Source organism: Pseudomonas sp. FH1, assembly GCF_000510895.2.
GTDB classification, from domain to species: Bacteria; Pseudomonadota; Gammaproteobacteria; order Pseudomonadales; family Pseudomonadaceae; genus Aquipseudomonas; species Aquipseudomonas azotoformans_A.
The window spans coordinates 1-20,100 of sequence record NZ_AOHM01000024.1; the positions used below are offsets into that span (position 1 = coordinate 1).

Below are 20,100 nucleotides of genomic sequence, written 5' to 3' on the forward strand. Positions count from 1 at the left end.
GGTCACGATCAACCGAAACGGCCGGTCACAGTGCTCCGAAATCCGCAGGCCGAGCATTAGGGCTAACCCAGATGGGCGAACTGAAGATCATCCTGGCCCAAGAGGCTTTGGCGGATGCAACTCCGCCGCAAGCATCAGCTCCAGCTCCAGCTATGCAGGTCGCGCAAGTCCAGCCTGTTGCGAAACCTGTTGCTCAGCCGGCACCCACGCCAACTTCAGCTTTGAAGACGAATCAAATGAGCGTCACGCTCAAGCCAGGTGAAGGGACGGAAATAAAGCTCGAAGTCTTGAAGGGCAAGTCTGTTAGCTACGAATGGACTGCGGTTGGTGGGCCTGTGAACTTCGATACCCATGGCGAACCCTACAACGGCGAGAAGGGTTACTTCCACAGCTACAGCAAGGGCAAGCAGGTCAAAAGTGACAAGGGTGAATTTACGGCCATTTTTGACGGCACCCATGGTTGGTTTTGGCGTAATCGCAGCAACAACGACGTGACCATTGCACTTAAAACCAACGGCGATTACTTGAGCGTCAAACAGTAATTCAAAACAGCGATGGCTGTCCTGCTGCCGATAATTCAGCGCTCAGCCAGCACCAGACCATTTATTTCATCCAAATTTTGAAGAGTCCTTCCATGAAAATCCCAACCACCCTGTTTCGTTCGATGCTCCTGATCTGCTTCTTCGGCCTGATGACGGCATGCGGCGGTGGTGAGAAAGGAGAAACCTCCGAGTCCGCTGCACACGGACACTCACACGAGTGACACCCTGAATAGAACAAGGCCGCAGTTGCGGCCTTGTTTGTTTCTACATCTCAACCTGCGTACCCAGTTCGATCACTCGGTTCAGCGGCAAGTTGAAATATTTAAGGTTGCTGTTGGCGTTCTTCAGCAGAAAAGCGAACAAGCCTTCTCGCCAACGAGCCATACCGATCCGCTTGGTCGGGATAACGGTCTCGCGGCTAAGGACGTAGGTCGTACGCATCGGACTGAAGTCCAGCTCACTCAAATGACAAACACTCAAGGCTGCGGGTACGTCAGGCTCCTCGATAAAGCCAAAGTGGAGACTGACTCGGAAGAACCCTTCGCCGTAAGCTTCAACCTCAAACCGTCGACCCTGGGCGACAAAGTCCCCATCGTATTACTACCTCAGGAGTGGCTCGCCGGAGCGCTTCCACAGACTCAAAGCGTCAAAGATGCTGCCCTGTATTACTTCCTTCCCCACTGCACTGAAAAGACAAATGAGCCAAACAGCATTGGCCTTTGGCAGCAAGTCTATGAGCGCATGGGACTGAATTTACAGGTTCAAGCGAGCGGGTGCTGCGGCATGTCTGGTACTTATGGGCATGAGACAAAAAACGCCGGTACTTCAGAGGTGATCTACAAGCAGTCTTGGGCGCCGCTCGTGCCCCTGGCCGGTTATTGGCTGACAGATATTCTTGCCGAAGCCAAGTGAAACGGCAAGATGGTGTGACCGTCTAGCATCCCCTGCAGGCGCTGCGCGCTGTTGTCAGGGATAATGCAGCCTGAGCTCATGCGCATCAGTAAACTTTTGCCTGAGACTCAGTAAATGACTCGGCAGTGGGCCCACTTCCGTCTGCTTTTCGGCCCGGACTCATCTCACGAAAAAACGTACGCCGATATTCAGACGGCGACGTGCCAAGATGAACGCCGAATTGCTGCCTCAAAGATAAGGGCGTTCCGAACCCTGCCTCACCCGCCACACACTCAATAGGCAAGTCAGTCGTCTCCAACAGCTCTTGCGCCCTGACAACGCGCTGGGCGTTTAACCATTTTGAGAATGTGCTTCCGGTGGCTTCCCTGAATCGCCGAGTAAATGTGCGCCGACTCATTCTCGCCCTGTCCGCCAGCACGTCGAGCGACAGATCACTCGAAAGGTTCACACGGGCCCACGTTAGAACATCAGACAGATGAGTCTCGCTGGACAGTTGTGGCACATGAAACTGCAAATCGATATGACGATGTGCCTTGGCATTGCGATCAACGACAAAATGTCAAATGAAGACGCCAAACATATGTCCTTCGTCATCGCGCTTTGCGGATCGCTGGAGCAGATGGCTTCAAGCGGCGCCACCAAGGTCGCTTCGAAAGCGGCAGTGAAGGTTGTCAGTGAGTACCTCAAAGGCGCCACCCTTCAGACCATCAAACAGCTTTTCAAACAGGTGGGGATCAACTTCACCAAAGCTGCAGCGTCCAAGGCTATTCCATTCGGAGTGGGTGTTGTGATCGGTACTGCAGCCAATTATGCGCTGACTCGCTATGTGGGTAGCGTGGCCCGGGATGTGTTTTTGCTTCATATAGAGGGTAGTGAGGGGAGCGCCACCACGGAGCTGTCATAGCAGCTCACTGAACCAACCTGCGTACCGTCGCCACCCATTGTTTGGGGAAAATGAGTGGCGGCTACACCAGATTGGAGCGAGGCACCGCATGGAGGAACCGTCGCCTCAAAAGCAGCGCAGTCGTGAAAGCCACTCAGCCAGCGTTCGATCCATAAATCCTGCACGCCGATGGCTCAAATTCTGGTTTCCACACTTGGGGCAGTGAGCAAACCACTCACCCTGCCCCAGCACGTCACTTTGTGGCGCAACGGTTTTCTTCCATCCGCAGTCATTGCAAACAAATGTGAACGGCCTGGGTTTTACTGGCATGGTAATTCTCCAAATGGCGTTGAACGCACTCAACACTTCAGCAGTCTCGGACTCTTGGCCCTCATGCGATCGGCACCATCGCTTGCACAATCTCCAGCTTTCTCTGCAACTGCTGGACGTGCTCCTTTTCCGCCCGCAAGGCCGAGCGCAACTCAAGATTTCCCATTTCCCAGATCCACGCCCAGCGTGTCGCCGTTGTATTCAGCCGGCTACCAAAACCGATCGTTATAGCCACGCTTCCGCAGATCGTCTCCGCTTAGCGAGGATCAGCTGTGCCACTTCCTCTTACCGACACAACCTTTGACGATCAGTACAATTCGAGCGAGCGGAGGAATTGCGTTTGCATGCTGGGTGGGCACGAGGTGTTCCACCTTGAGCGCTTATCGCAGTTAAACCATCACCTCGTGCACGGACTCCAAAGCGGCTCTTGCTTTTACCGCCAGCCTGACAATTCGCTTAACCATGCCTTCTTCGGTTTTATCGCGCATTAGCAACCAAGGCTCCGGCGAGCTTGACCAATCCATGTAATTCGCTGGGAACACGGCAACCAGCTCGCCATTAGCCGGATACCAAGGCCACCATTCACTGGAGTCCCCCTTACCAAAGTACTCGCTCATGGCTTGGTTGATCTGCTGCCATTTTTCAGATTCATGCAGCACCGTTTCTGCATTACGACAGATTCCCCACGCCAACCACCTCAAGCCACTACCATCGAACTCAAAGCGCAGACAAAATTTATGGGCCGAGTGGAGCTCAATACTAAAGCCCGCATAGCGCTTGGCATCTGCGGTTAAAGATACCTTGCTAAGCGGCATGTCTTGCTCAGCCAAAGCCGTCTTCAATTCTCGCTCAAAATCCTGCAGTAGCTGATTTTTCACTGCAGAGATCGAAGCTGCCACGCGAAGCGCCGCATCGATGTTACCTGCGGAGGTCAGAATCAGTTCTTTGAGCTCTTGCGTTTCCACCACTTCACTTTCTCCATTAATGTGGCAGCGGATAAATTCAATCAGCTCCTCCACAAACAAACGTACCTTTGCTGCCTGACAGTGCACTACGGCACTTTGCAGCCAAGCAATCGCCTGACTGTAATTGATCTGCACAAAGCGTTGCTCGCACTCAAGCGCCTGGCGCTCAACCAAGCTGATGCTGGACTCATTGGGCTCCTCATTGCCCAAATAGACCAACAGGCTGCGCTGCCCAGTGGCCTGCTCGTGGATATAGGCTGCATAGTCTTTCAACTGATTTTTTTGATCGGCAGCCCAAGGCTTGTTTTCAATGGCAATCAGACCATTGTCCAGACGTAAGAAGATATCGATCCGACGCTGTCCATTGGCCTGCTGCTCAGTCACAACTTGACAGTGCTCAGCAGCCAAGGCCCAACTCGCTGCCTCACCTAAACAGCCAATAAACGCCTTTAAAAACAGCGCGCCCTGACCATGTACACCCTGCGGATCAAGCAACAGGGCAAAGTAGCGGGACAAACCGTTTTCATCACGGCGCAAAAAATCCAGCAAATAAAAATCAGGTGCCAATTGCGCGCTGTAACGTTTTTTCGCCTGTGCCAACGAGGCGATACGAATTCGGACTTCTTCCAGCAGCAGACTGGCGGCCTGCTCGACCTCTGGGCTAACTGTCATGGACTGCTCCAAGCATGCAGCGCAGGGGGGCTGCGCACTGGAAAAGGAAAACCCTGGCCGTTACGGACAAGATCTTAAATGGCCAGCATGATACCGGGCCGGTTCGACCGCGTCTGGTTTGGGTAAAGATCCTGGCTGAGCATTCTCAGTGATACTTTTCCAGCTAAACAAAACGAGGAACATCTCGACAACAAGGTGGTGAGTAAAAAGCTGGGCGATCGCCGGGCCAGGTTCAAAAATCGTGAGGCCCTCTCAAGCAGACAACACGACGACACCCGGGCTCTAGCAGACGGTCAGAACCGCGATTGGACACACCATGACCTGCGTCGCGCGGGAGCGACCATGATGCATGGCCTTACTGACGCATTACCCAGAGGGAGATCGTTGCATGTACGCGATTCTAGGAGGTCGATTTTTTGCTTCAGAATAGTGCTGCATCGAAAACCGACTTTTTCAGCGGAGTTAGTCAGTAGCCACCGACTCGGGGCATGTCTTCCAGCCAGTGCTTAAATCAGGAGAGCTACTTGATCACTTTCATGATCGCCCTGCGAGGTATAGACCAAAACCTGTTGCAACATTTTCAGTAAATGCACCGCGCTCGGCAAAGCATGACAACACACATCAAGGCACAAGCTTTCACACAGAGTCAGACTGGGGGGATAAGTGGGGGGACAAAATTTATTCATTAAAGAATTTAATTTAAAATCAATAGCTTAAGCAAATAAATAAGCCGCCCACAAGCCGGCTTTTTAATGCCTTAAATATTTACATCCACCGACAAAGCAATGCCTGTGACAGGTTGGCAGTTCAACGGGTGTACTCATACAGCAAGGACGGCTAGGGTAACGTCCTTCGTTTTGCGGTCAGAGGAACGGACCTGCCCCAATCAAACACATTCGCTTTCGAGTATCGAGGGGGTCGAGATACCATGGCCAAAATGGTTTCCCAGAAAAGCGAAACCCCGGGAGAGTTTGACTGTCCCGGGGCTCTAGATCTAGTGCGGAGGGCGCTTGATCCAAGGGATCAGAGGGGCCACATCAGCTGCTAGTTAATGAGGAATATACACGCCCATGGCGGAGAGTCAACAGTCGTTCTCGTACGGAGCGCCTATCGCGAGGGATCTGGAGGCACTGATTTCGAGCAAACGGTACTCCACTTATCTCAAAAAAGCAGGTCACAAAGATGACTTTGCTTTCGAGCTCTATCTTTACAACGCCAGATTGGCCAAGGCATTCCTCTTTCCACTGCATGTGACTGAAGTTGTGGTGCGCAATGCAATCGACGAGATTCTGTGCACGCAGTACACGAACCAATGGCACCTGGATGCGGCTTTCCGGTCGATGATCACACCGGAAAGCTTAGCAACCTTGAAAAAGGCAATCGACCGGGCGTCGAAGGGTAGCGCTCCTGCGCAAAAGGATGATGTGGTGTCTCGGCTTACGTTTGACTTCTGGTCCAACCTATTCCGAGCATCCTATGACCGACCACTGTGGCAGACCAACATCAAGACATTGATGCCGCTCAACCCCTCAATCACTAGAGCTTCGCTTCAGACTCTGATGATGAGTATCAACAATTTCCGAAATCGCATAGCTCACCATGAACCGATTTTCGCGCTAGACGTCTCGTTGATGCACAAAGAAATCCTGCAAGTCGTGGGGTATCGATCAGCAACAGCCGAAAACCGGATCAAGTGTCACTCAACTGTGCATAAAGTTATGCGATCCAGACCGTCGTCAGGGCTAGGCGCTGGGCCAACGTTAGCGTCCCTCTGCGATAGTGACTTTTCGACCTTACCGATCACTACAAAATTGTCAGACCTAAAAGCTAAGCAACCGCAGACCAAGTTCATTGTTTGCTTGGATGACAAGTCTGGGGAGACGGTCGGCATACTCAAAGCTGCTGAGCTAGGTGAGTTTATGTTCTCTTGCGCAGACGAAAGCGGGCTGATCGATCTAACCGAGCACAGTTTGGGTGACGTATGCGCCCATACCGATGCTGCGCGCGCCTATGCAAAAGTCGACGGTGCCGAGGGCGCTATCGCCCTCACCCATATTTTTCGGGGCTTTGTCTGCTATGCCCTCGTGCTGGAAGCTGGGAAGCTCAAAGGCGTGATTTCAAAACCCCACCGGAAGTATTGAGGCAGCAGGTTCATTCTCACGCATCAACGTTTTTTCAAGGACGGGTAAGCGCAATCATCAAGTGCGGTACGGATGGTGATATGTCGCCAGTAACCACATAAAGAAACGACGTGTCGCCAAAAATGACAAATAGCGACATTTGGCCAGCCTCACCGCTGACCAAATGTAAATATCACATCACTTCGTCTGCCTACACTCCACCGCCCGATCCGCCACCATCTTCGCCATCTCCACCAAATGCATCACCGCCCTCAGCGGCGCACCCTGGGGTTCCCCGAGCACCTGCGACGTCGCCACCGCACATTGCAGCAACTCAGCCACACGCAGCCAAGCATCCTCAAAGCTGAGTTCTTCATTAACGGTAAATGGATTAGGCGCAAGCGCAGAGCGAGAGTTCGAAAAGGGCATTTTTTTCTTGGCACAACTCCAATTAAAAGTGTGTACCAATCGAATCCGGGCGACTAAACCCGATCACTGAATAAGCAGTGACGATCCGGAGCCTAGTCACCCATCCCCGCTGGCGCAATGCGCTGGGGATTCTCTCGGAAACGTCCTGCAAATGAAAAGGATGTGCCCTGCTGGCCCTTGAAAATCAGGTCATTCCCGCCTTTGGGTTCCCCCCACACACCTGTGTTCCCAGGTGACACTCACCTCGCTCTCCTACACAAAATGAACACCAAGAAAACTTTCTTACACGCATATCTAAACAAGTCGTTTAAACCCCAATTCTTCGCGGCCTCTCCTCGATGGCCCAAAACCTGCTTATTGCACGCCGTACAATAAAACCGGCCCAAGCCGGACCACCACCCACATCCACTGCGCAACGCAGTACGGGGGAATGCTGATGTCCACAACACCGCTTCACTCTTCCAACCATGGCTTGGCGCGATCGCTTAAAGAGCGCCATGTGATGTTGATCGCAATCGGCGGAATTATCGGGGCCGGTTTGTTTTTGGGGTCGGGCAAGGCGATTGCCACGGCGGGGCCGGCGTTGTTGCTGGCGTATGCGTTGTGTGGGGGGATGGTTTATCTGATTGCGCGGGCGCTGGGGGAGTTGTCGTTGTATCGGCCCAGCAGTGGGTCGTTTGCGACCTATGCGGAAGAGTTTTTGGGGCCGCGAGTGGCGTTTATCACGGGGTGGTCGTATTGGATGATCTGGATTCTGGTGGGGGTGCTGGAGGTGACCGGGATCGGGGTGTTGATGAAGTATTGGTTTCCGGAGTTGCCGCAGTGGATTCCGGCCTTGGTCACTGTAGGCGTGTTGATGGTGATCAATCTGTTTGCGGTGAAGACCTTCGGCGAGGTGGAGTTCTGGCTGGCGTTGATCAAGGTGTTGACGATTGTCGGGCTGATTGGGGCGGGGTTGGTGATTCTGCTGTTTGGGCTGGAGACGTCGGCGCAGACGACACCCTCGGTAGCCAATCTCTGGCAGCACGGTGGGTTTTTTCCGAATGGCTGGAGTGGGTTTTGGTTTGCGGTGCCTGTCGCCGCTTTTACCTTTGCCGGGATTGAGGTGGTCGGTCTGGTCGCGGCGGAAACGGCGGAGCCGCAGCGCACGTTGCCACGGGCGATCAATAGCATTTTGTGGCGCATGGCGATTTTTTACCTGGGGTCGACGGCGGTGATCATGGCGCTGTATCCGTGGAATCAGATCGACACGTCGCAAAGCCCGTTTGTGATGGTGTTCGACAGTATCGGGCTGGGGATGGCGGCTGGGCTGATCAATTTTGTGGTGATCAGCGCGTTGGCGTCTTCCTGTAATACCGGGCTGTTTGCCACCAGCCGAATGTTATTTGCACTGTCACATATTCAGCAGGCGCCGCGTCAGTTGCGGGTGTTGAGCCCGCGCCAGGTACCGGCTCGGTGCTTGATGGTGTCCACTGCGATTTTGCTGGTGGGGGTGCTGCTTAACTACCTGATTCCGGAGCGCATTTTCAGCCTGTTGATCACCGGCATTCTGGGCCTGTTGATTTGGGTATGGGTGGTGATTATCACCGCGCATATGGCTTATCGCCGCAAGGTGCAGCGCAATGGCTTGGAGCAGGTGCATTACCGTTTGCCCTGGCCCAAGGTCAGCAGTGTCTTGGTGCTGGGTTACCTGGGTGTGCTGACGGTGTTGGTGATCCGCGACCCGGAAACGCGGGCGGCGTTTTATGTTGCGGCGGCGTGGTTCGGGTTGTTGATGCTGGTGTATCCGAAACGTGCGGCGCTGAAGAAGGGGGTGGGTGATGCCTGGAATGCTTGAGCTGGAACATTGCATTCAACGGTACATCCAGGCCAATCCCAACAGTGCACGTCAACTGGATTGGGCGGCGCGGGTGATGCCAGGGGGTAACACCCGCTCGGTGCTGTTTTACGAGCCGTTTCCGTTGGTGATGACGGGCGGCAATGGGTGCTTTCTCGACGATCTGGACGGGCACCGTTATGTCGACTTTTTGGCCGAATACACGGCGGCGTTGTATGGGCACTCTCATCCGGTGATCATCCATGCGCTGTCAGAAGCGATGGCGAACGGGTTGAACCTGAGCGCACACACAGAACTGGAAGCGCGACTGGCGACGCTGATTGTGGAACGCTTCAGTTGCATTGAGCAGGTGCGCTTTACCAACTCTGGCACCGAGGCGAATCTGCTCGCACTGGCGGCGGCAAAAGCCTACACGGGGCGCAACGGCGTCATCGCGTTCAACGGCGGTTACCATGGTGGCGTGTTGAGTTTTGCCGGGACGAGCACAGCGATGAATGTGCCGCATCGGGTGTACCTGGCTGACTATAACGACCTGGAGAGCGTCGAGCGTTTGCTGCGTGAGCATGTCGACATCTCGGCCATCCTGGTAGAGCCGATGCTCGGTGCAGGCGGGTGTATTTGCGCAGAGCCGGGTTTTCTCGAAGGCCTAAGGGAAAGGAGCCAAGCCCACGGTTCACTGCTGATCTTCGACGAAGTGATGACCTCGCGCCTTGGCCCCGGTGGCCTGCAGGAAAAACTCGGCATCACGCCCGACCTGATCACCCTGGGCAAATACATCGGCGGCGGCATGCCGTGCGGTGTCCTCGGTGGGCGGCGGGACATCATGGGGCAGTTCGACCCGCGTCACGGGAGCCTCTCCCATGCGGGCACGTTCAACAACAATGTGCTGACCATGGCGGCGGGTATCGCCGGATTGGAGCAGGTGTATACCCGCGAAGCCGCATCGGACCTGAATGCTCGAGGCAACAAGCTACGCGAACAGCTCAATCAAGCACTGGCCCCCATGGCGATGCAATTTACCGGACAAGGTTCGGTGATGAATCTGCATCCCACGGGCTTACTCATCCGTCGGCCCTCGGACATTCCAACGGAACGAAACGACCTACGCGACCTGTTCTTCTTTCACCTGCTCGAATCTGGGATCTATAGCGCGCGACGCGGGTTGTTTGCACTGAGCTTGCCACTGACTGAGCGCGAACTAAGCAGGCTGATATCGGCCACACAGGCATTTGTCGAGCGCTACGGAGGAAGCTGACCCCGCCCCGGCAGAGCGACAGCGAATCGGTGAACCGCTATCCTTTCGCCGTCGCTCAACCGGAACCCACAACAATGACCAGCAAAACCGCAAACCCTCGGGGCAGGCGCAAGAAGACCGCTGGCGAAGACGCGAAAAGCCCATTGAACAGGGACACCATCATCGCCGCCGCGCTGGCGCTGATCGATCGCGATGGCCTGGACAAATGCAGCCTGCGCAACCTGGCCAACAGCCTTGGGGTGTACCCGACGGCGATCTATTGGTACATCTCGTCGCGGGAGTTGTTGTTGAGCGAAGTGCTGGCCAACGTCCTGCAAGATGTCGCCCCGCCCCCTCAGGAACGTTGGCAGGACTACCTGCGTGCGGCGATGGTCAACTGCCATGACGCCGTGCACCAGCACCCGAATATCGCGCCGTTGCTGGGGTCGCAATTGGTCTCCAACTCCAGCACTGACTTCAAGTTGGTCGAAGGCGTGTTGGCGGCTCTGCAACAGGCGGGTTTCAGCGGCCCTTCCCTGGTCGGTGCCTACAATACGTTCATTGCCGCGCTTGCCGGTTTCACCACATTGGAGTACGCGCCATTGCCGGAAAACACCGAGGCATGGCAGCACCAGGTGCAGGAAAACCTGCGTGCCGTCGACGCCGAAAAACACCCCACTCTCGCGCAGAATATGGACCAGTTGAGCAATCGCGGTTTCAGCCTGCGCTGGCAAAACGGGGTGGATGCGGCGCTCGATGAGAGCTTCACGTTTTACGTCGATACCCTCCTCTGCGGCCTGGAAACCCAAGCCTTGCGCTGCTGAAAATTCGTACAACAAAACCAGAAACGCCACTAATTGTACGATGTACAGCTTATCGCTACAGTCCGCCACGCAAGAGCACCCATGACTCGAATAACAAAAACGTCAGAGGTCTTTTATCGTGGCAACTGCATTCGACAACGTGGTCCAGGGCCAACTGCTCTGGCTGCCCTCCCCTGAACACCTTCAACACGCCCGACTCACGCATTATCTGGATTGGCTGAGGCGCGAGCGCGGGCTCAGGTTTGCCGACTATCAAGCCCTATGGCAGTGGTCGGTCGATAAACCGGAAGCCTTCTGGCAGTCGATCTGGGATCACTTTCAGGTGCAGGCCAGCAGCCCACATCTGGCAGTGCTGGGTGATCGAGCAATGCCCGGTGCGCAGTGGTTTCCCGGCGCACGCTTGAACTTTGCCGAGCATATTCTGCGCAATGAGCAGGACGGCGACGCGCTGCTCTACTTGAATGAAACCACCGGCCTGCAAGGCTTGCCCTGGAGTGAATTCGCCGATCAGGTGCGCAAGCTGGCGACCTATCTACGTGAGTCGGGCGTCGTGCCGGGTGACCGGGTTGTGGCTTACCTGCCGAACATCCCCGAGGCGATGATCGCGCTGTGTGCCTGTGCTTGCATCGGAGCTGTCTGGGCCAGTTGCTCACCGGATTTCGGCGCGGAGGGCGTGTTGGATCGGGTGCGGCAATTGTCGCCCAAGGTGCTGTTGGCGGTGGATGGGTATCGCTATGGCGGCAAGGTGTTTGACCGGCGAGAGCAGGTGCGGCATATCGCCCGCGAGCTGGAGAGTATCGAGCACGTCATTGTGCTGCCGGCGCTGTTTCCCGATGACCCGCTGATGCTCGCGAACGCCATCGACTGGCCTACGTTGCAGCAACGTCCGACGGTGCCCGCCGCCGATTTCCATTGCGAGCAACTGCCTTTCGATCAGCCGCTCTGGGTGCTGTTTTCTTCCGGCACGACCGGACTGCCCAAAGCCATCGTGCAGAGCCATGGTGGCATTCTGCTGGAGCAGCTGAAGGCCCTGCATCTGCACCTGGATTTTCGCCCCGGTGATGCCGCATTCATCTTCACCACCACGGGCTGGATGATGTGGAACACCTTGTTCAGCGCGTTGCTCTGCGGGGTGCGGCCGGTGCTGTACGACGGCCATCCCACTTGGCCGAATATCGATACGCTGTGGCAAATTCTGCAAGACAGTCGCGCCAGTTTTTTCGGCACCAGCCCAACCTATATCGAATTGATGAAACGCCACGACGTGGTGCCTCGGGAGCGCTTTGACCTGGGCGCGCTACGCACCGTCATGCCCGTGGGCTCGCCGGTTTCGCCACAGTGCAACGCCTGGTTTTATCGCCACCTCAAGGCCGATGTGTGGGTGACCACGGGCAGCGGTGGCACGGATATTTGCACCGGCCTGGTGAGTGGCGTGCCCACGCTGCCGGTGTATGCCGGGGAGATCCAGGCGCAAGCCTTGGGGGTGGATGCCCATGCGTTTGATGAACAGGGCCGGGCGGTGATTGATCAAGTGGGCGAGTTGGTGGTGACGTCACCGATGCCGTCGATGCCGGTGTATTTCTGGAATGATCCGGGGGATGAGCGTTACCGCGACAGCTATTTCCAACCCTGGCCTGGCGTGTGGCGTCATGGGGATTTTTTCCTGCTCAATGCCCGCGGAGGCTGCCAGGTGCTCGGGCGTTCGGATGCGACGCTGAATCGCTTTGGGGTGCGGATCGGCACGGCAGAGATCTACCGGGCGCTGGAGCCGATAGAGGAAATCGACGATGCCCTGATCGTGAATCTGGATCTGCCCGAGGGTGGTTTCTTCATGCCGCTATTTATCCAACTGCACCCTGGTGCCGTGCTGGACGAAGCATTGCGCCAACGCGTGTGTGAGTGCTTGCGGCAGGCTTGTACGCCCCGGCATGTGCCGGACCAGATCATCGCAGTGTCGCTGATTCCGCTGACGCTTACCGGTAAAAAAATGGAAGTGCCGGTGCGCCGAATCCTGATGGGCCACGACCCGCAAAGCGTCGCCAACCCCAGCGCCATGCGCGATCCACAGGCGCTGGCGTTTTTTATCGAATACGCCAACCGCAGGTGCCAATCATGAAGGGCAAAGCCTTTGTTGTCGGCGCTTATGAACATCCCACACGTCATGCGGTGGATCGCTCTCTCGCGCAACTGCATGCGGATGTGGCCCGAGGCGCCTTGGCGGATGCGGGGCTTAGCCTCAGTGATGTGGACGGTTACTTCTGCGCGGGTGACGTACCCGGTTGGGACGCACCCGGTGTAGGACCTTTCTCCATGGTCGAATACCTAGGCATACAACCCCGGCACCTGGAGACTACAGAAAGCTGGGGCTCTTCCTACCTTCATCACGTCGCCCAGGCCACCCGCGCCATTGCCGACGGGCTTTGCACCGTGGCCCTGATCACCCAGGCCGGCCGCCCACGCGCCGAGCGCCAGCGACCGGATACCAGTCACCTCGATCAACCGCAAACCACCTGCGAAGCGCCCTTTGAAATGCCCTACGGCGCCGCCGTGACCAACCTCTACGCGATGTGCGCCATGCGCCATCAGTACGAACACGGCACCACCGCCGAGCAACTGGCCTGGATCAAAGTCGCGGCGTCGCACCACGCCCAACACAATCCTCAGGCGATGTTGCGCAAGGTCGTGACGGTGGAGGATGTGTTGAACTCGCCGCTGATCGCAGCGCCCTTGCGACGGCTGGATTGCTGCGTGATCAGCGATGGCGGTGGCGCGCTGGTGGTGGTGCATCCGTCCATCGCGCGCGCCCTCAAGCGGCCGTTGATTACACCGATTGGCGCCGGTTATTCGATCAGCCATTTGAACGGCGGCTATTTCGACCTGCTGTCTTCCGGTGCGGTGAAGTCGGGTGCCGATGCGTTCGCCGAAGCACGGCTCAAACCCGGGGATATCCGCTACGCCTCGCTGTACGACAGCTTCACCATCACTGTCCTGATCCAGCTGGAAAACCTCGGTTTCTGCGCACCTGGTCAGGGCGGCGCCTTTGTTGCCGACGGCAAATTGATCAGCGGCGTGGGTCCGTTGGCAATCAACACCGACGGCGGTGGGCTGTGCAACAACCATCCTGGCAATCGCGGCGGAATGGCCCGGCTGATAGAAGCGGTGCGGCAACTCCGTGGAGAAGCTCACCCGGCGGTGCAACGGCCCGACTGCGCGCTGGCCCTGGCCCACGGCACCGGGGGTTTGCTGGGCTCACGGCACGGCAGTGCGACGCTTATTCTGGAGCGCCTTTGATATGCACCTGACCTCACCGCACATCACCCCCGAAAGCGCACCGTTCTGGGAGGCTGCCAACCGCGAACAGCTACTGCTGCGCCGCTGCCTCGACACCGGCAAGCCGTATTTCTACCCCCGCGACCACAGCCCGTTTACTGGCAGCGCCCACACCGATTGGATCTTCGCCAGCGGCAACGCCACCTTGTACAGCTTCAGCTACAGCGGGCGGAACCATGAGACGTATTGCATCGCCTACGTAACGCTCGATGAAGGGCCAACAATATTATCGGTTGTCCAGTGCGACGAGCCACGACAGTTGCGCATCGGCCAACGGCTCAAAGTGGCCTTTGCACCGACGCCGAACGGGCAAAAAACACCTGTGTTCACATTGTCTCCTTAGGGTTGACGGTAAGACACACCGCAGACGATTTATCACCCCATGCTCACCCATTAATCTGTGCCCATGTTGAACGCAACGCCCCACCAACCTAAACAAAAAAGGATTCAACCATGAGCACTGCAACCTACAACCGCCTCAATAAAGACGACGCCATTGTTCTGCTGGTCGACCACCAGACCGGCCTGATTTCCCTGGTGCAGGACTTCTCGCCCAACGAGTTCAAGAACAACGTGCTGGCCCTGGCCGACCTGGCCAAGTTCTTCAACCTACCGACCATCCTCACCACCAGCTTCGAGCAAGGCCCCAACGGCCCGCTGGTGCCAGAGTTGAAAGAGATGTTTCCGGACGCGCCGTACATCGCCCGCCCAGGCCAGATCAACGCATGGGACAACGAAGACTTCGTCAAGGCGATCAAGGCCACCGGCCGTAAGCAGATCATCATTGCCGGCGTGGTCACGGATGTGTGCGTAGCGTTCCCGACCCTGTCGGCGCTGGCGGAAGGGTTTGAGGTGTTTGTGGTGACCGATGCATCGGGCACGTTCAATACCACTGTGCAGCAGGCGGCGTGGAGCCGGATGACGCAAGCGGGTGCGCAGTTGATGAACTGGTTCTCGGTGGCGTGTGAGTTGCACCGCGACTGGCGCAACGATATCGAAGGGCTGGGGAACCTGTTGTCCCAGCGCATTCCCAACTATCGTAACTTGATGAACGGTTACTCAGCGTTGACGGCGCGTAAGGACTAACTCAACTGCTGCACACACTAAGCCTGCCTTAAAACGCAGGCTTTTTTGGTTAACTAGCAATGCGCCATTAGCACACTCGCCCTAATTGTGACGGCGCCGCCTCACCACTAAAGTCCTTCGCTTATTTCGAGCCTCAAGGAAGGACGCTATTGAATACCTTAACCAAAGTCGGGCGCTGCCTGGCACTGCTGCCCGTCTTGCTGATCAGCACAACGTCGGTATTGGCCGATGAAGAAACACCGATCGGCGACTGGTCGATCATCTACGGCAGCGGCCGAGCCCATAAAAATGTGATGTATGTGGCCGACCGTACCTCCGTGGTGCCCTCGAACCACAACAAGGGCGCGAAGCTGGTGGCCGTCACGGTGGTGTATGAAGAACCGGGCAAGCCGATGATCGATGTGTACAACATCGAAGTGCAGTGCTCCACGCGCAAGGTGCGCTTTCTCAACGGCCAGTCGGTCGCGCCGTTTTCCTACACCCTCACGCACTTGAAGGTCTCCAACACGTGGCAGACGCCGAAGGAGTTCTGGCTCGACCGCACGCTCGCGTATGTCTGCGAACCGGGCAAGAGCAAGGACACCATCGCCATGGGCAAGATGACCCACTTGCAGATGATCCAGACCACCAAAGCGATGTTCCAGCAATTGGGGCCGACTCAGGAAAAAAGCCAGATGATCGATGACCTCGACGACATGCTGGGCAACAAGCGTTGAGCCACACTCACCTACAAGAAGGATTCACCATGCCTACATGGACAAGGCGGTTGCTGGCTGGGCTTTTGTTGCCTGCCGTACTGTTTATCAGTGGGTGCCACCTGATTGCACAATCGCGATGGGAAGGCCGGGACGTGCAAGAGGCGCTGGATTTATTCGGCAAGCCCGACTCGATGAAGAAGCAAAATGCGCCCAATGGCGACACGCAGGTGGTGATGACTTGGCACAAGTCCTCTTCATGGACGACCACTGAAGCCGCCGGGACTTCAATGAATCACACCGGGAACGGGATGGTGTACACCGAGTATTACCAGCAGGTAGGGCACAGTTCGGATTGCAAGCTGGAAGCCACGGTGGATAAAACGAAGAAGATCGTGCTGTTCAGGATTGAAGATGGCCGGATCCTGCATGGCAAGTGCCTGAATGTGCCATTTGTGCCTGGGTATATTCCGCCGGGGTTTTGAGGCTGTCAGTCGGTTTTAACCCGCCAGCTCCCGCTCGATCTGCTCGATGCTTGGCAGGCTGGTTCGCAGTTCTGCGGGCAACGACTCCACCAGTTGATATTCCGCCACGCCAATCGGTCGGTTGTTATCGCGCAACGCATATTCGGCGACGACTTCGTTCTTGCTCTTGCACAACAGCAGGCCGATGGTGGGCCCATCTTGTGGATGTTTAAGCTGGGCATCGACGGCAGCCAGATAAAAGCTCAGCTTCCCCAGATGCTCGGGTTTGAACTTGCCGGCTTTCAGTTCGATGACCACGTAGCAGCGTAGCTTCACGTGATAGAACAGCAGGTCGACAAAGAACTCATCGCCTCCGACATCCAGCAGTACTTGCTGGCCGACAAAGGCAAAACCGGCGCCCAGCTCCAACAAAAAGTCGGTGACGTGCTTGATCAAGGCGTTTTCTATGTCGCGTTCCTGCGCGTCCAGGGCCAGGCTGAGGAAGTCAAAACGGTAAGGGTCTTTCAGCGACTCACGCGCCAGGTCAGATTGCGGCTTGGGCAGGTGGGTCTCGAAGTTGCTGACGGCCTTGCCACTGCGCTCCAGCAGGCGGTTTTCGATTTGCATCACCAGCGAGTTACGCGACCAGTTGTTTTCAATTGCCTGGGTGATGTACCAGCGACGAGTTTCGGGGCCGGGGAGTTTGTCGAGCAACACCACATTATGGCCCCAAGGCAATTGTGCAGCAGCCTGTTGCACAAATTCAGAACTGGGCCACGCCTCGGCAAAAGCCCGCATGTACTTGAGATTACGCGGTGAAAAACCCTTCATTCGTGGAAAGGCCGCACGCAAATCCTGGGCAAGTCGATCTATGACTTTGCTGCCCCAGCCCTGCTCCGCCTGGCGGGTCAAAATGTCGTGGCCAATCTGCCAATAGAGCAGCACCAATTCCCGATTCACCGCCAGTGTTGCGCGCTGCTGCGCCGCATGAATACGGCCTTTCAGGTCGGTCAGCCAGTCACTGTAGCCCGCCGGTGGTGTGGTCAAGCCGATACAGGGTTCGCTCATGCCATATCACTCTGAAGTTTTGAGGCAGGCTAGTCAGGCGCATTGACTGTCACAAGGGGCGAAGCGCGTTCCAGGAAGGACCTTTCAATCACTACAGAAACGTCCTGCTGGCCATTGCGGACTACTGACTTGACTCTCCCCTATACAGCAGCCTTTAACCTGAAACGCCCTGTTCAGGACCTCCCCCATGACCCCGCGTACCCTGGTGATCCTAGGCCACCCCTCCCGTTCCAGCTTTTGTTCAGCCCTGGCCGAAACCTACATCCAGGCCGCAAAAACCGCCGGCCATGAAGTACGTGTCGTACGCTTGGGCGACTTGGCATTCGACCCCGTGCTTCATCATGGTTACACCCAGATTCAGCCGCTGGAGCCCGACCTGCTCAACGCGCAATCCGACATTCTCTGGGCTACTCACCTGACCTTTGTTTTCCCTATCTGGTGGGGTGGCATCCCGGCGTTAATGAAGGGCTTTATCGACCGAATCTTCCTACCCGGTTTTGCCTTCAAATACCGCGCGGGCAAGGCATTCCCTGACAAACTGCTTCACGGCCGAACGGCACATTTACTGGTGACCCTGGACACGCCGCCATGGTATTACCGCTGGTTCTATCGCATGCCGGGCATTCACCAGATGCGCAAGACCACCCTGGCGTTTTGTGGCATCAAGCCAATCAAGACGCTGCTGTTCGGCCCGGTGCTGGGCTCTACACCGGAGCAGCGGGAAAAGTGGCTGAAGCAAGCCGGCGCACTCTTGGGAAAAGGGAGTTTTCATGTACATCGGCAAAGCCGCGCAGTTGTCGGGCACGACCATCAAGGCGATTCGTCACTATGAAGCCATCGGACTGTTGCCTGCGCCGCAGCGTTTAGGGCAGTACCGGGTGTATTCAGCCCAAAGCGTTGAACTGTTGACGTTTATCAAGTGCGCGCAGCAACTGGGTTTCAAGCTAAAGGAATTGCAGGCGATTCTGCAGGATCATCAAGGCGATGCATTGCCGTGGGACCGCGCAGACCAGGCCATTGCCAACAAGAAACATCAACTGGCCATGCAAATAGCCGAACTGCAGAAGATGCACGCCGGTTTGCAGGCATTTGAGGCGCAGTTGAAAACGGCGCATGGGCAGTGTGCCTTGAACACCTGACGTTCTTGCGACAATTTCTCATTAGCACTAACATCGCCTTCCCCTACTCCCCAGAGCGGCGTCCTCCGCCATGTCCGAAGACCCTGGCAATCGCAACCTCGGCCCGCTCTACCGCCGGCACCGTAGTGAGCTGCTGGCTTACCTCGCTCGCCGGGTCAACTGTCGCGAAACCGCCAACGATCTGCTGCAGGACGCGTTCATCCGCTTGATGAACAGCGAAGTGACCAAGATTGGTAATGTGCGCGCCTTTTTGTACCGTATTGCCAACAACCTGAGCATCGACCATGCGCGGCGAAACCGTGTGCGTGGCATCAATGACGAGCAGGATTTGCAGGATCTGGCGAGTGATGCCGATCCGCAAAGCAGTGCAATTGCCGGAAATACTCTGGAACATTTGCAGCGCTTGATCGATGGGCTACCCTCGCCCACACGGGAAGTGTTTCTGCTGGCCCGGGTCGAGCAGTTGAGTTACAAGGAGATCGCCATTCGCCTGGGCCTGGATGCCCGTGCGGTCGAGCGGCATTTGAACAAGGCCATGGCGCATTGCGCCGCTGTCCTGCACGCCAACGAGTCGCGATGAACAATCAGCCAAGCCCCTCGCCGTCCGAACGTGATCAGCAAGCGCTGGATTGGTGGACGCGCCTGCGTGGCGACCACGTCACGGCCCAGCAGCGCAACACGTTCGAGCTCTGGCGTGCGGACCCGTTGAATGCCAACGCCTATCAGAATGTGGAAACGCTCTGGAAACTACTGGAGCAGCCTGCACACGCGGTTCGGCGTCACGAGCGGCGTAAGCCGGTGCCGCGACGGGCGATCTATGCGGCGGCAGCCTGCCTGGTACTCGCGTTCGCCACAGTGATGTTGATGACACCGCCAATGAGTACCTGGGGCAGCGATTACGCCACGGCCACCGGGCAGCAACAAGACATTACACTGGCTGACGGCTCACAACTGCATCTGGACAGCGACAGCGCAGTCGACATCACGCTGACCAGCGATGAACGACGCGTGAACCTGTTGCGCGGTCGGGTGTTTCTGGACGTGAGTCACGACGGTCGCCCCTTTGTGGTTCGGGCTGGAAACACGCGGGTGAAGGTGTTGGGCACCGCGTTCTCCGTCAGTCACGGATCGGCCGAGGACGAGGTCACGCTGCTGCGCGGCCGCGTTGAAGTGATGGCTGGCGGCAGGCATCAGCCGCTGCAACCAGGCGAACAACTCAAGGTCATCAGTGGCCAGATCCAAGCGCCTCTTGCTGTCGACGCCGACCGCCTGCTGGCTTGGCGCGACGGCCAACTGCGGGTGCGCAATGCGCCGCTGCGCGAGGTGCTGGACGAGTTGATGCGTTACCAGGGCGGCCGCGTGATCTGGCTCGACGACCAGGCCGCGCAACGCCCTATCAGTGCCAGCTTCAATCTCAAGCAAATCGACAGTGCTCTCGACGCGTTGATCACCACGCATAAACTGCGCGCCACCTCCCTGACTCGCCGCATCCTGATCGTCCGCGGCTGAGGCCTTCGAAAAATTATTTACGCTGCCCACGGTAATTTGGATTTCTGCTGCGTCTCACCCC

At 56.8% G+C, this 20,100-nt stretch carries 20 protein-coding genes and 4 pseudogenes; 19 read left to right on the forward strand and 5 right to left on the reverse strand.

Features of this window, described 5'->3' with window-relative positions; translation table 11 throughout:
• On the forward strand, positions 1-542 hold a 542-nt coding region (locus H096_RS09815), incomplete at its 5' end, for a hypothetical protein (RefSeq protein WP_051421998.1).
• Positions 543-634: 92 nt separating this feature from the next.
• Complete coding sequence (locus H096_RS34725; protein ID WP_256675350.1) at positions 635-763, forward strand: hypothetical protein; 129 nt, start codon at positions 635-637, stop codon at positions 761-763.
• A 43-nt stretch (positions 764-806) separates the two neighbouring features.
• On the opposite strand, the pseudogene H096_RS33035 reads toward H096_RS34725, so the two are convergent.
• Positions 807-1,112 (reverse strand): annotated as a pseudogene (locus H096_RS33035) (potassium transporter Kup); the annotation flags it as partial.
• Between H096_RS33035 and H096_RS09825 the strand changes: the two are divergent.
• Positions 1,113-1,480: pseudogene (locus H096_RS09825) on the forward strand (hypothetical protein); the annotation flags it as partial. It lies immediately after the preceding pseudogene.
• A gap of 59 nt (positions 1,481-1,539) precedes the next feature.
• Here H096_RS09825 and H096_RS33040 read toward each other — a convergent pair.
• Positions 1,540-1,956: pseudogene (locus tag H096_RS33040) on the reverse strand (helix-turn-helix domain-containing protein); the annotation flags it as partial.
• On the opposite strand from H096_RS33040, the gene H096_RS09830 reads away from it, so the two are divergent.
• Entirely contained in the window at positions 1,957-2,358 is a 402-nt protein-coding gene (locus H096_RS09830) for a hypothetical protein (protein ID WP_033897991.1), read from the forward strand.
• A 698-nt stretch (positions 2,359-3,056) separates the two neighbouring features.
• Here H096_RS09830 and H096_RS09835 read toward each other — a convergent pair.
• Positions 3,057-4,304, reverse strand: coding sequence for a PD-(D/E)XK nuclease family protein (locus H096_RS09835; RefSeq protein ID WP_051421994.1), 1,248 nt, complete (start codon positions 4,302-4,304; stop codon positions 3,057-3,059).
• Positions 4,305-4,460: 156 nt separating this feature from the next.
• On the opposite strand from H096_RS09835, the pseudogene H096_RS34485 reads away from it, so the two are divergent.
• Both H096_RS34485 and H096_RS09840 read left to right on the forward strand, forming a co-directional pair.
• A pseudogene (locus tag H096_RS34485) lies at positions 4,461-4,652 on the forward strand (site-specific integrase); the annotation flags it as partial.
• 722 nt (positions 4,653-5,374) lie between these two features.
• The gene (locus H096_RS09840; protein WP_033897933.1) at positions 5,375-6,445 is read left to right on the forward strand and encodes an Abi family protein; all 1,071 of its coding nucleotides are present in this window, start codon (positions 5,375-5,377) and stop codon (positions 6,443-6,445) included.
• 177 nt (positions 6,446-6,622) lie between these two features.
• Here the strand turns inward: H096_RS09840 and H096_RS34490 are convergent, their stop codons facing one another.
• Positions 6,623-6,853 carry a hypothetical protein gene (locus H096_RS34490; RefSeq protein ID WP_033897935.1) on the reverse strand — a complete coding sequence of 77 codons (231 nt, stop codon included), beginning with the start codon at positions 6,851-6,853 and terminating at the stop codon, positions 6,623-6,625.
• Between the two features lie 502 nt (positions 6,854-7,355).
• On the opposite strand from H096_RS34490, the gene H096_RS09850 reads away from it, so the two are divergent.
• The 9 genes from H096_RS09850 to H096_RS09890 all read left to right on the forward strand — a co-directional run bounded on the left by H096_RS09850 (position 7,356) and on the right by H096_RS09890 (position 16,344).
• Positions 7,356-8,690, forward strand: coding sequence for an amino acid permease (locus H096_RS09850; protein WP_237142530.1), 1,335 nt, complete (start codon positions 7,356-7,358; stop codon positions 8,688-8,690).
• Positions 8,683-9,945 carry an aminotransferase class III-fold pyridoxal phosphate-dependent enzyme gene (locus tag H096_RS09855; protein ID WP_237142531.1) on the forward strand — a complete coding sequence of 421 codons (1,263 nt, stop codon included), beginning with the start codon at positions 8,683-8,685 and terminating at the stop codon, positions 9,943-9,945. Before H096_RS09850 ends, H096_RS09855 begins: the two co-directional genes overlap by 8 nt.
• Positions 9,946-10,019: 74 nt before the next feature.
• Positions 10,020-10,748, forward strand: coding sequence for a TetR/AcrR family transcriptional regulator C-terminal domain-containing protein (locus H096_RS09860; RefSeq protein WP_033897937.1), 729 nt, complete (start codon positions 10,020-10,022; stop codon positions 10,746-10,748).
• A gap of 118 nt (positions 10,749-10,866) precedes the next feature.
• On the forward strand, positions 10,867-12,864 hold the full coding sequence (locus H096_RS09865; protein ID WP_033897939.1) for an acetoacetate--CoA ligase: 1,998 nt from the start codon (positions 10,867-10,869) through the stop codon (positions 12,862-12,864).
• Positions 12,861-14,039: a thiolase domain-containing protein gene (locus H096_RS09870; protein ID WP_033897942.1), complete on the forward strand. Its 1,179-nt coding sequence runs from the start codon at positions 12,861-12,863 to the stop codon at positions 14,037-14,039. The genes H096_RS09865 and H096_RS09870 overlap by 4 nt, the downstream gene beginning before the upstream one ends.
• A gap of 1 nt (position 14,040) precedes the next feature.
• The gene (locus H096_RS09875) at positions 14,041-14,421 is read left to right on the forward strand and encodes an OB-fold domain-containing protein (protein WP_033897943.1); all 381 of its coding nucleotides are present in this window, start codon (positions 14,041-14,043) and stop codon (positions 14,419-14,421) included.
• Positions 14,422-14,531: 110 nt separating this feature from the next.
• A complete protein-coding gene (gene ycaC, locus H096_RS09880; protein WP_016978556.1) occupies positions 14,532-15,164 on the forward strand; it encodes an isochorismate family cysteine hydrolase YcaC in 633 nt (210 codons plus the stop codon).
• Between the two features lie 149 nt (positions 15,165-15,313).
• On the forward strand, positions 15,314-15,880 hold the full coding sequence (locus tag H096_RS09885; protein ID WP_033897944.1) for a hypothetical protein: 567 nt from the start codon (positions 15,314-15,316) through the stop codon (positions 15,878-15,880).
• A 29-nt stretch (positions 15,881-15,909) separates the two neighbouring features.
• A complete protein-coding gene (locus tag H096_RS09890) occupies positions 15,910-16,344 on the forward strand; it encodes a hypothetical protein (protein ID WP_033897945.1) in 435 nt (144 codons plus the stop codon).
• Between the two features lie 15 nt (positions 16,345-16,359).
• On the opposite strand, the gene H096_RS09895 is transcribed toward H096_RS09890, so the two are convergent.
• On the reverse strand, positions 16,360-17,391 hold the full coding sequence (locus tag H096_RS09895; protein WP_033897946.1) for a PDDEXK nuclease domain-containing protein: 1,032 nt from the start codon (positions 17,389-17,391) through the stop codon (positions 16,360-16,362).
• A gap of 187 nt (positions 17,392-17,578) precedes the next feature.
• Between H096_RS09895 and H096_RS09900 the strand changes: the two genes are divergently transcribed.
• From H096_RS09900 to H096_RS09915, 4 genes are all read left to right on the forward strand, one after another.
• Positions 17,579-18,223 carry an NAD(P)H-dependent oxidoreductase gene (locus H096_RS09900; RefSeq protein WP_033897947.1) on the forward strand — a complete coding sequence of 215 codons (645 nt, stop codon included), beginning with the start codon at positions 17,579-17,581 and terminating at the stop codon, positions 18,221-18,223.
• Positions 18,162-18,530, forward strand: a complete 369-nt coding sequence (locus tag H096_RS09905; RefSeq protein ID WP_033897948.1) for a MerR family transcriptional regulator — start codon at positions 18,162-18,164, stop codon at positions 18,528-18,530. The genes H096_RS09900 and H096_RS09905 overlap by 62 nt, the downstream gene beginning before the upstream one ends.
• A 70-nt stretch (positions 18,531-18,600) precedes the next feature.
• Entirely contained in the window at positions 18,601-19,110 is a 510-nt protein-coding gene (locus H096_RS09910; RefSeq protein WP_051421997.1) for an RNA polymerase sigma factor, read from the forward strand.
• Positions 19,107-20,039 (forward strand): FecR family protein, encoded by a 933-nt coding sequence (locus tag H096_RS09915; RefSeq protein WP_033897949.1) that lies wholly within the window; start codon positions 19,107-19,109, stop codon positions 20,037-20,039. Before H096_RS09910 ends, H096_RS09915 begins: the two co-directional genes overlap by 4 nt.
• Positions 20,040-20,100 lie beyond the last annotated feature (61 nt).

Bases quoted from the DNA above. Each gene is read 5' to 3' on its own strand.
- H096_RS09875 (WP_033897943.1), top strand. From the start codon at position 14,041: ATGCACCTGACCTCACCGCACATCACCCCCGAAAGCGCACCGTTCTGG.
- H096_RS09890 (WP_033897945.1), top strand. From the start codon at position 15,910: ATGCCTACATGGACAAGGCGGTTGCTGGCTGGGCTTTTGTTGCCTGCC.
- H096_RS09870 (WP_033897942.1), top strand. From the start codon at position 12,861: ATGAAGGGCAAAGCCTTTGTTGTCGGCGCTTATGAACATCCCACACGT.
- H096_RS09830 (WP_033897991.1), top strand. From the start codon at position 1,957: ATGAAACTGCAAATCGATATGACGATGTGCCTTGGCATTGCGATCAAC.
- H096_RS09895 (WP_033897946.1), bottom strand. From the start codon at position 17,391: ATGAGCGAACCCTGTATCGGCTTGACCACACCACCGGCGGGCTACAGT.
- H096_RS09835 (WP_051421994.1), bottom strand. From the start codon at position 4,304: ATGACAGTTAGCCCAGAGGTCGAGCAGGCCGCCAGTCTGCTGCTGGAA.
- H096_RS34490 (WP_033897935.1), bottom strand. From the start codon at position 6,853: ATGCCCTTTTCGAACTCTCGCTCTGCGCTTGCGCCTAATCCATTTACC.
- H096_RS34725 (WP_256675350.1), top strand. From the start codon at position 635: ATGAAAATCCCAACCACCCTGTTTCGTTCGATGCTCCTGATCTGCTTC.
- H096_RS09915 (WP_033897949.1), top strand. From the start codon at position 19,107: ATGAACAATCAGCCAAGCCCCTCGCCGTCCGAACGTGATCAGCAAGCG.
- H096_RS09850 (WP_237142530.1), top strand. From the start codon at position 7,356: ATGTTGATCGCAATCGGCGGAATTATCGGGGCCGGTTTGTTTTTGGGG.
- ycaC (WP_016978556.1), top strand. From the start codon at position 14,532: ATGAGCACTGCAACCTACAACCGCCTCAATAAAGACGACGCCATTGTT.
- H096_RS09855 (WP_237142531.1), top strand. From the start codon at position 8,683: ATGCTTGAGCTGGAACATTGCATTCAACGGTACATCCAGGCCAATCCC.
- H096_RS09900 (WP_033897947.1), top strand. From the start codon at position 17,579: ATGACCCCGCGTACCCTGGTGATCCTAGGCCACCCCTCCCGTTCCAGC.
- H096_RS09905 (WP_033897948.1), top strand. From the start codon at position 18,162: ATGTACATCGGCAAAGCCGCGCAGTTGTCGGGCACGACCATCAAGGCG.
- H096_RS09840 (WP_033897933.1), top strand. From the start codon at position 5,375: ATGGCGGAGAGTCAACAGTCGTTCTCGTACGGAGCGCCTATCGCGAGG.
- H096_RS09910 (WP_051421997.1), top strand. From the start codon at position 18,601: ATGTCCGAAGACCCTGGCAATCGCAACCTCGGCCCGCTCTACCGCCGG.
- H096_RS09860 (WP_033897937.1), top strand. From the start codon at position 10,020: ATGACCAGCAAAACCGCAAACCCTCGGGGCAGGCGCAAGAAGACCGCT.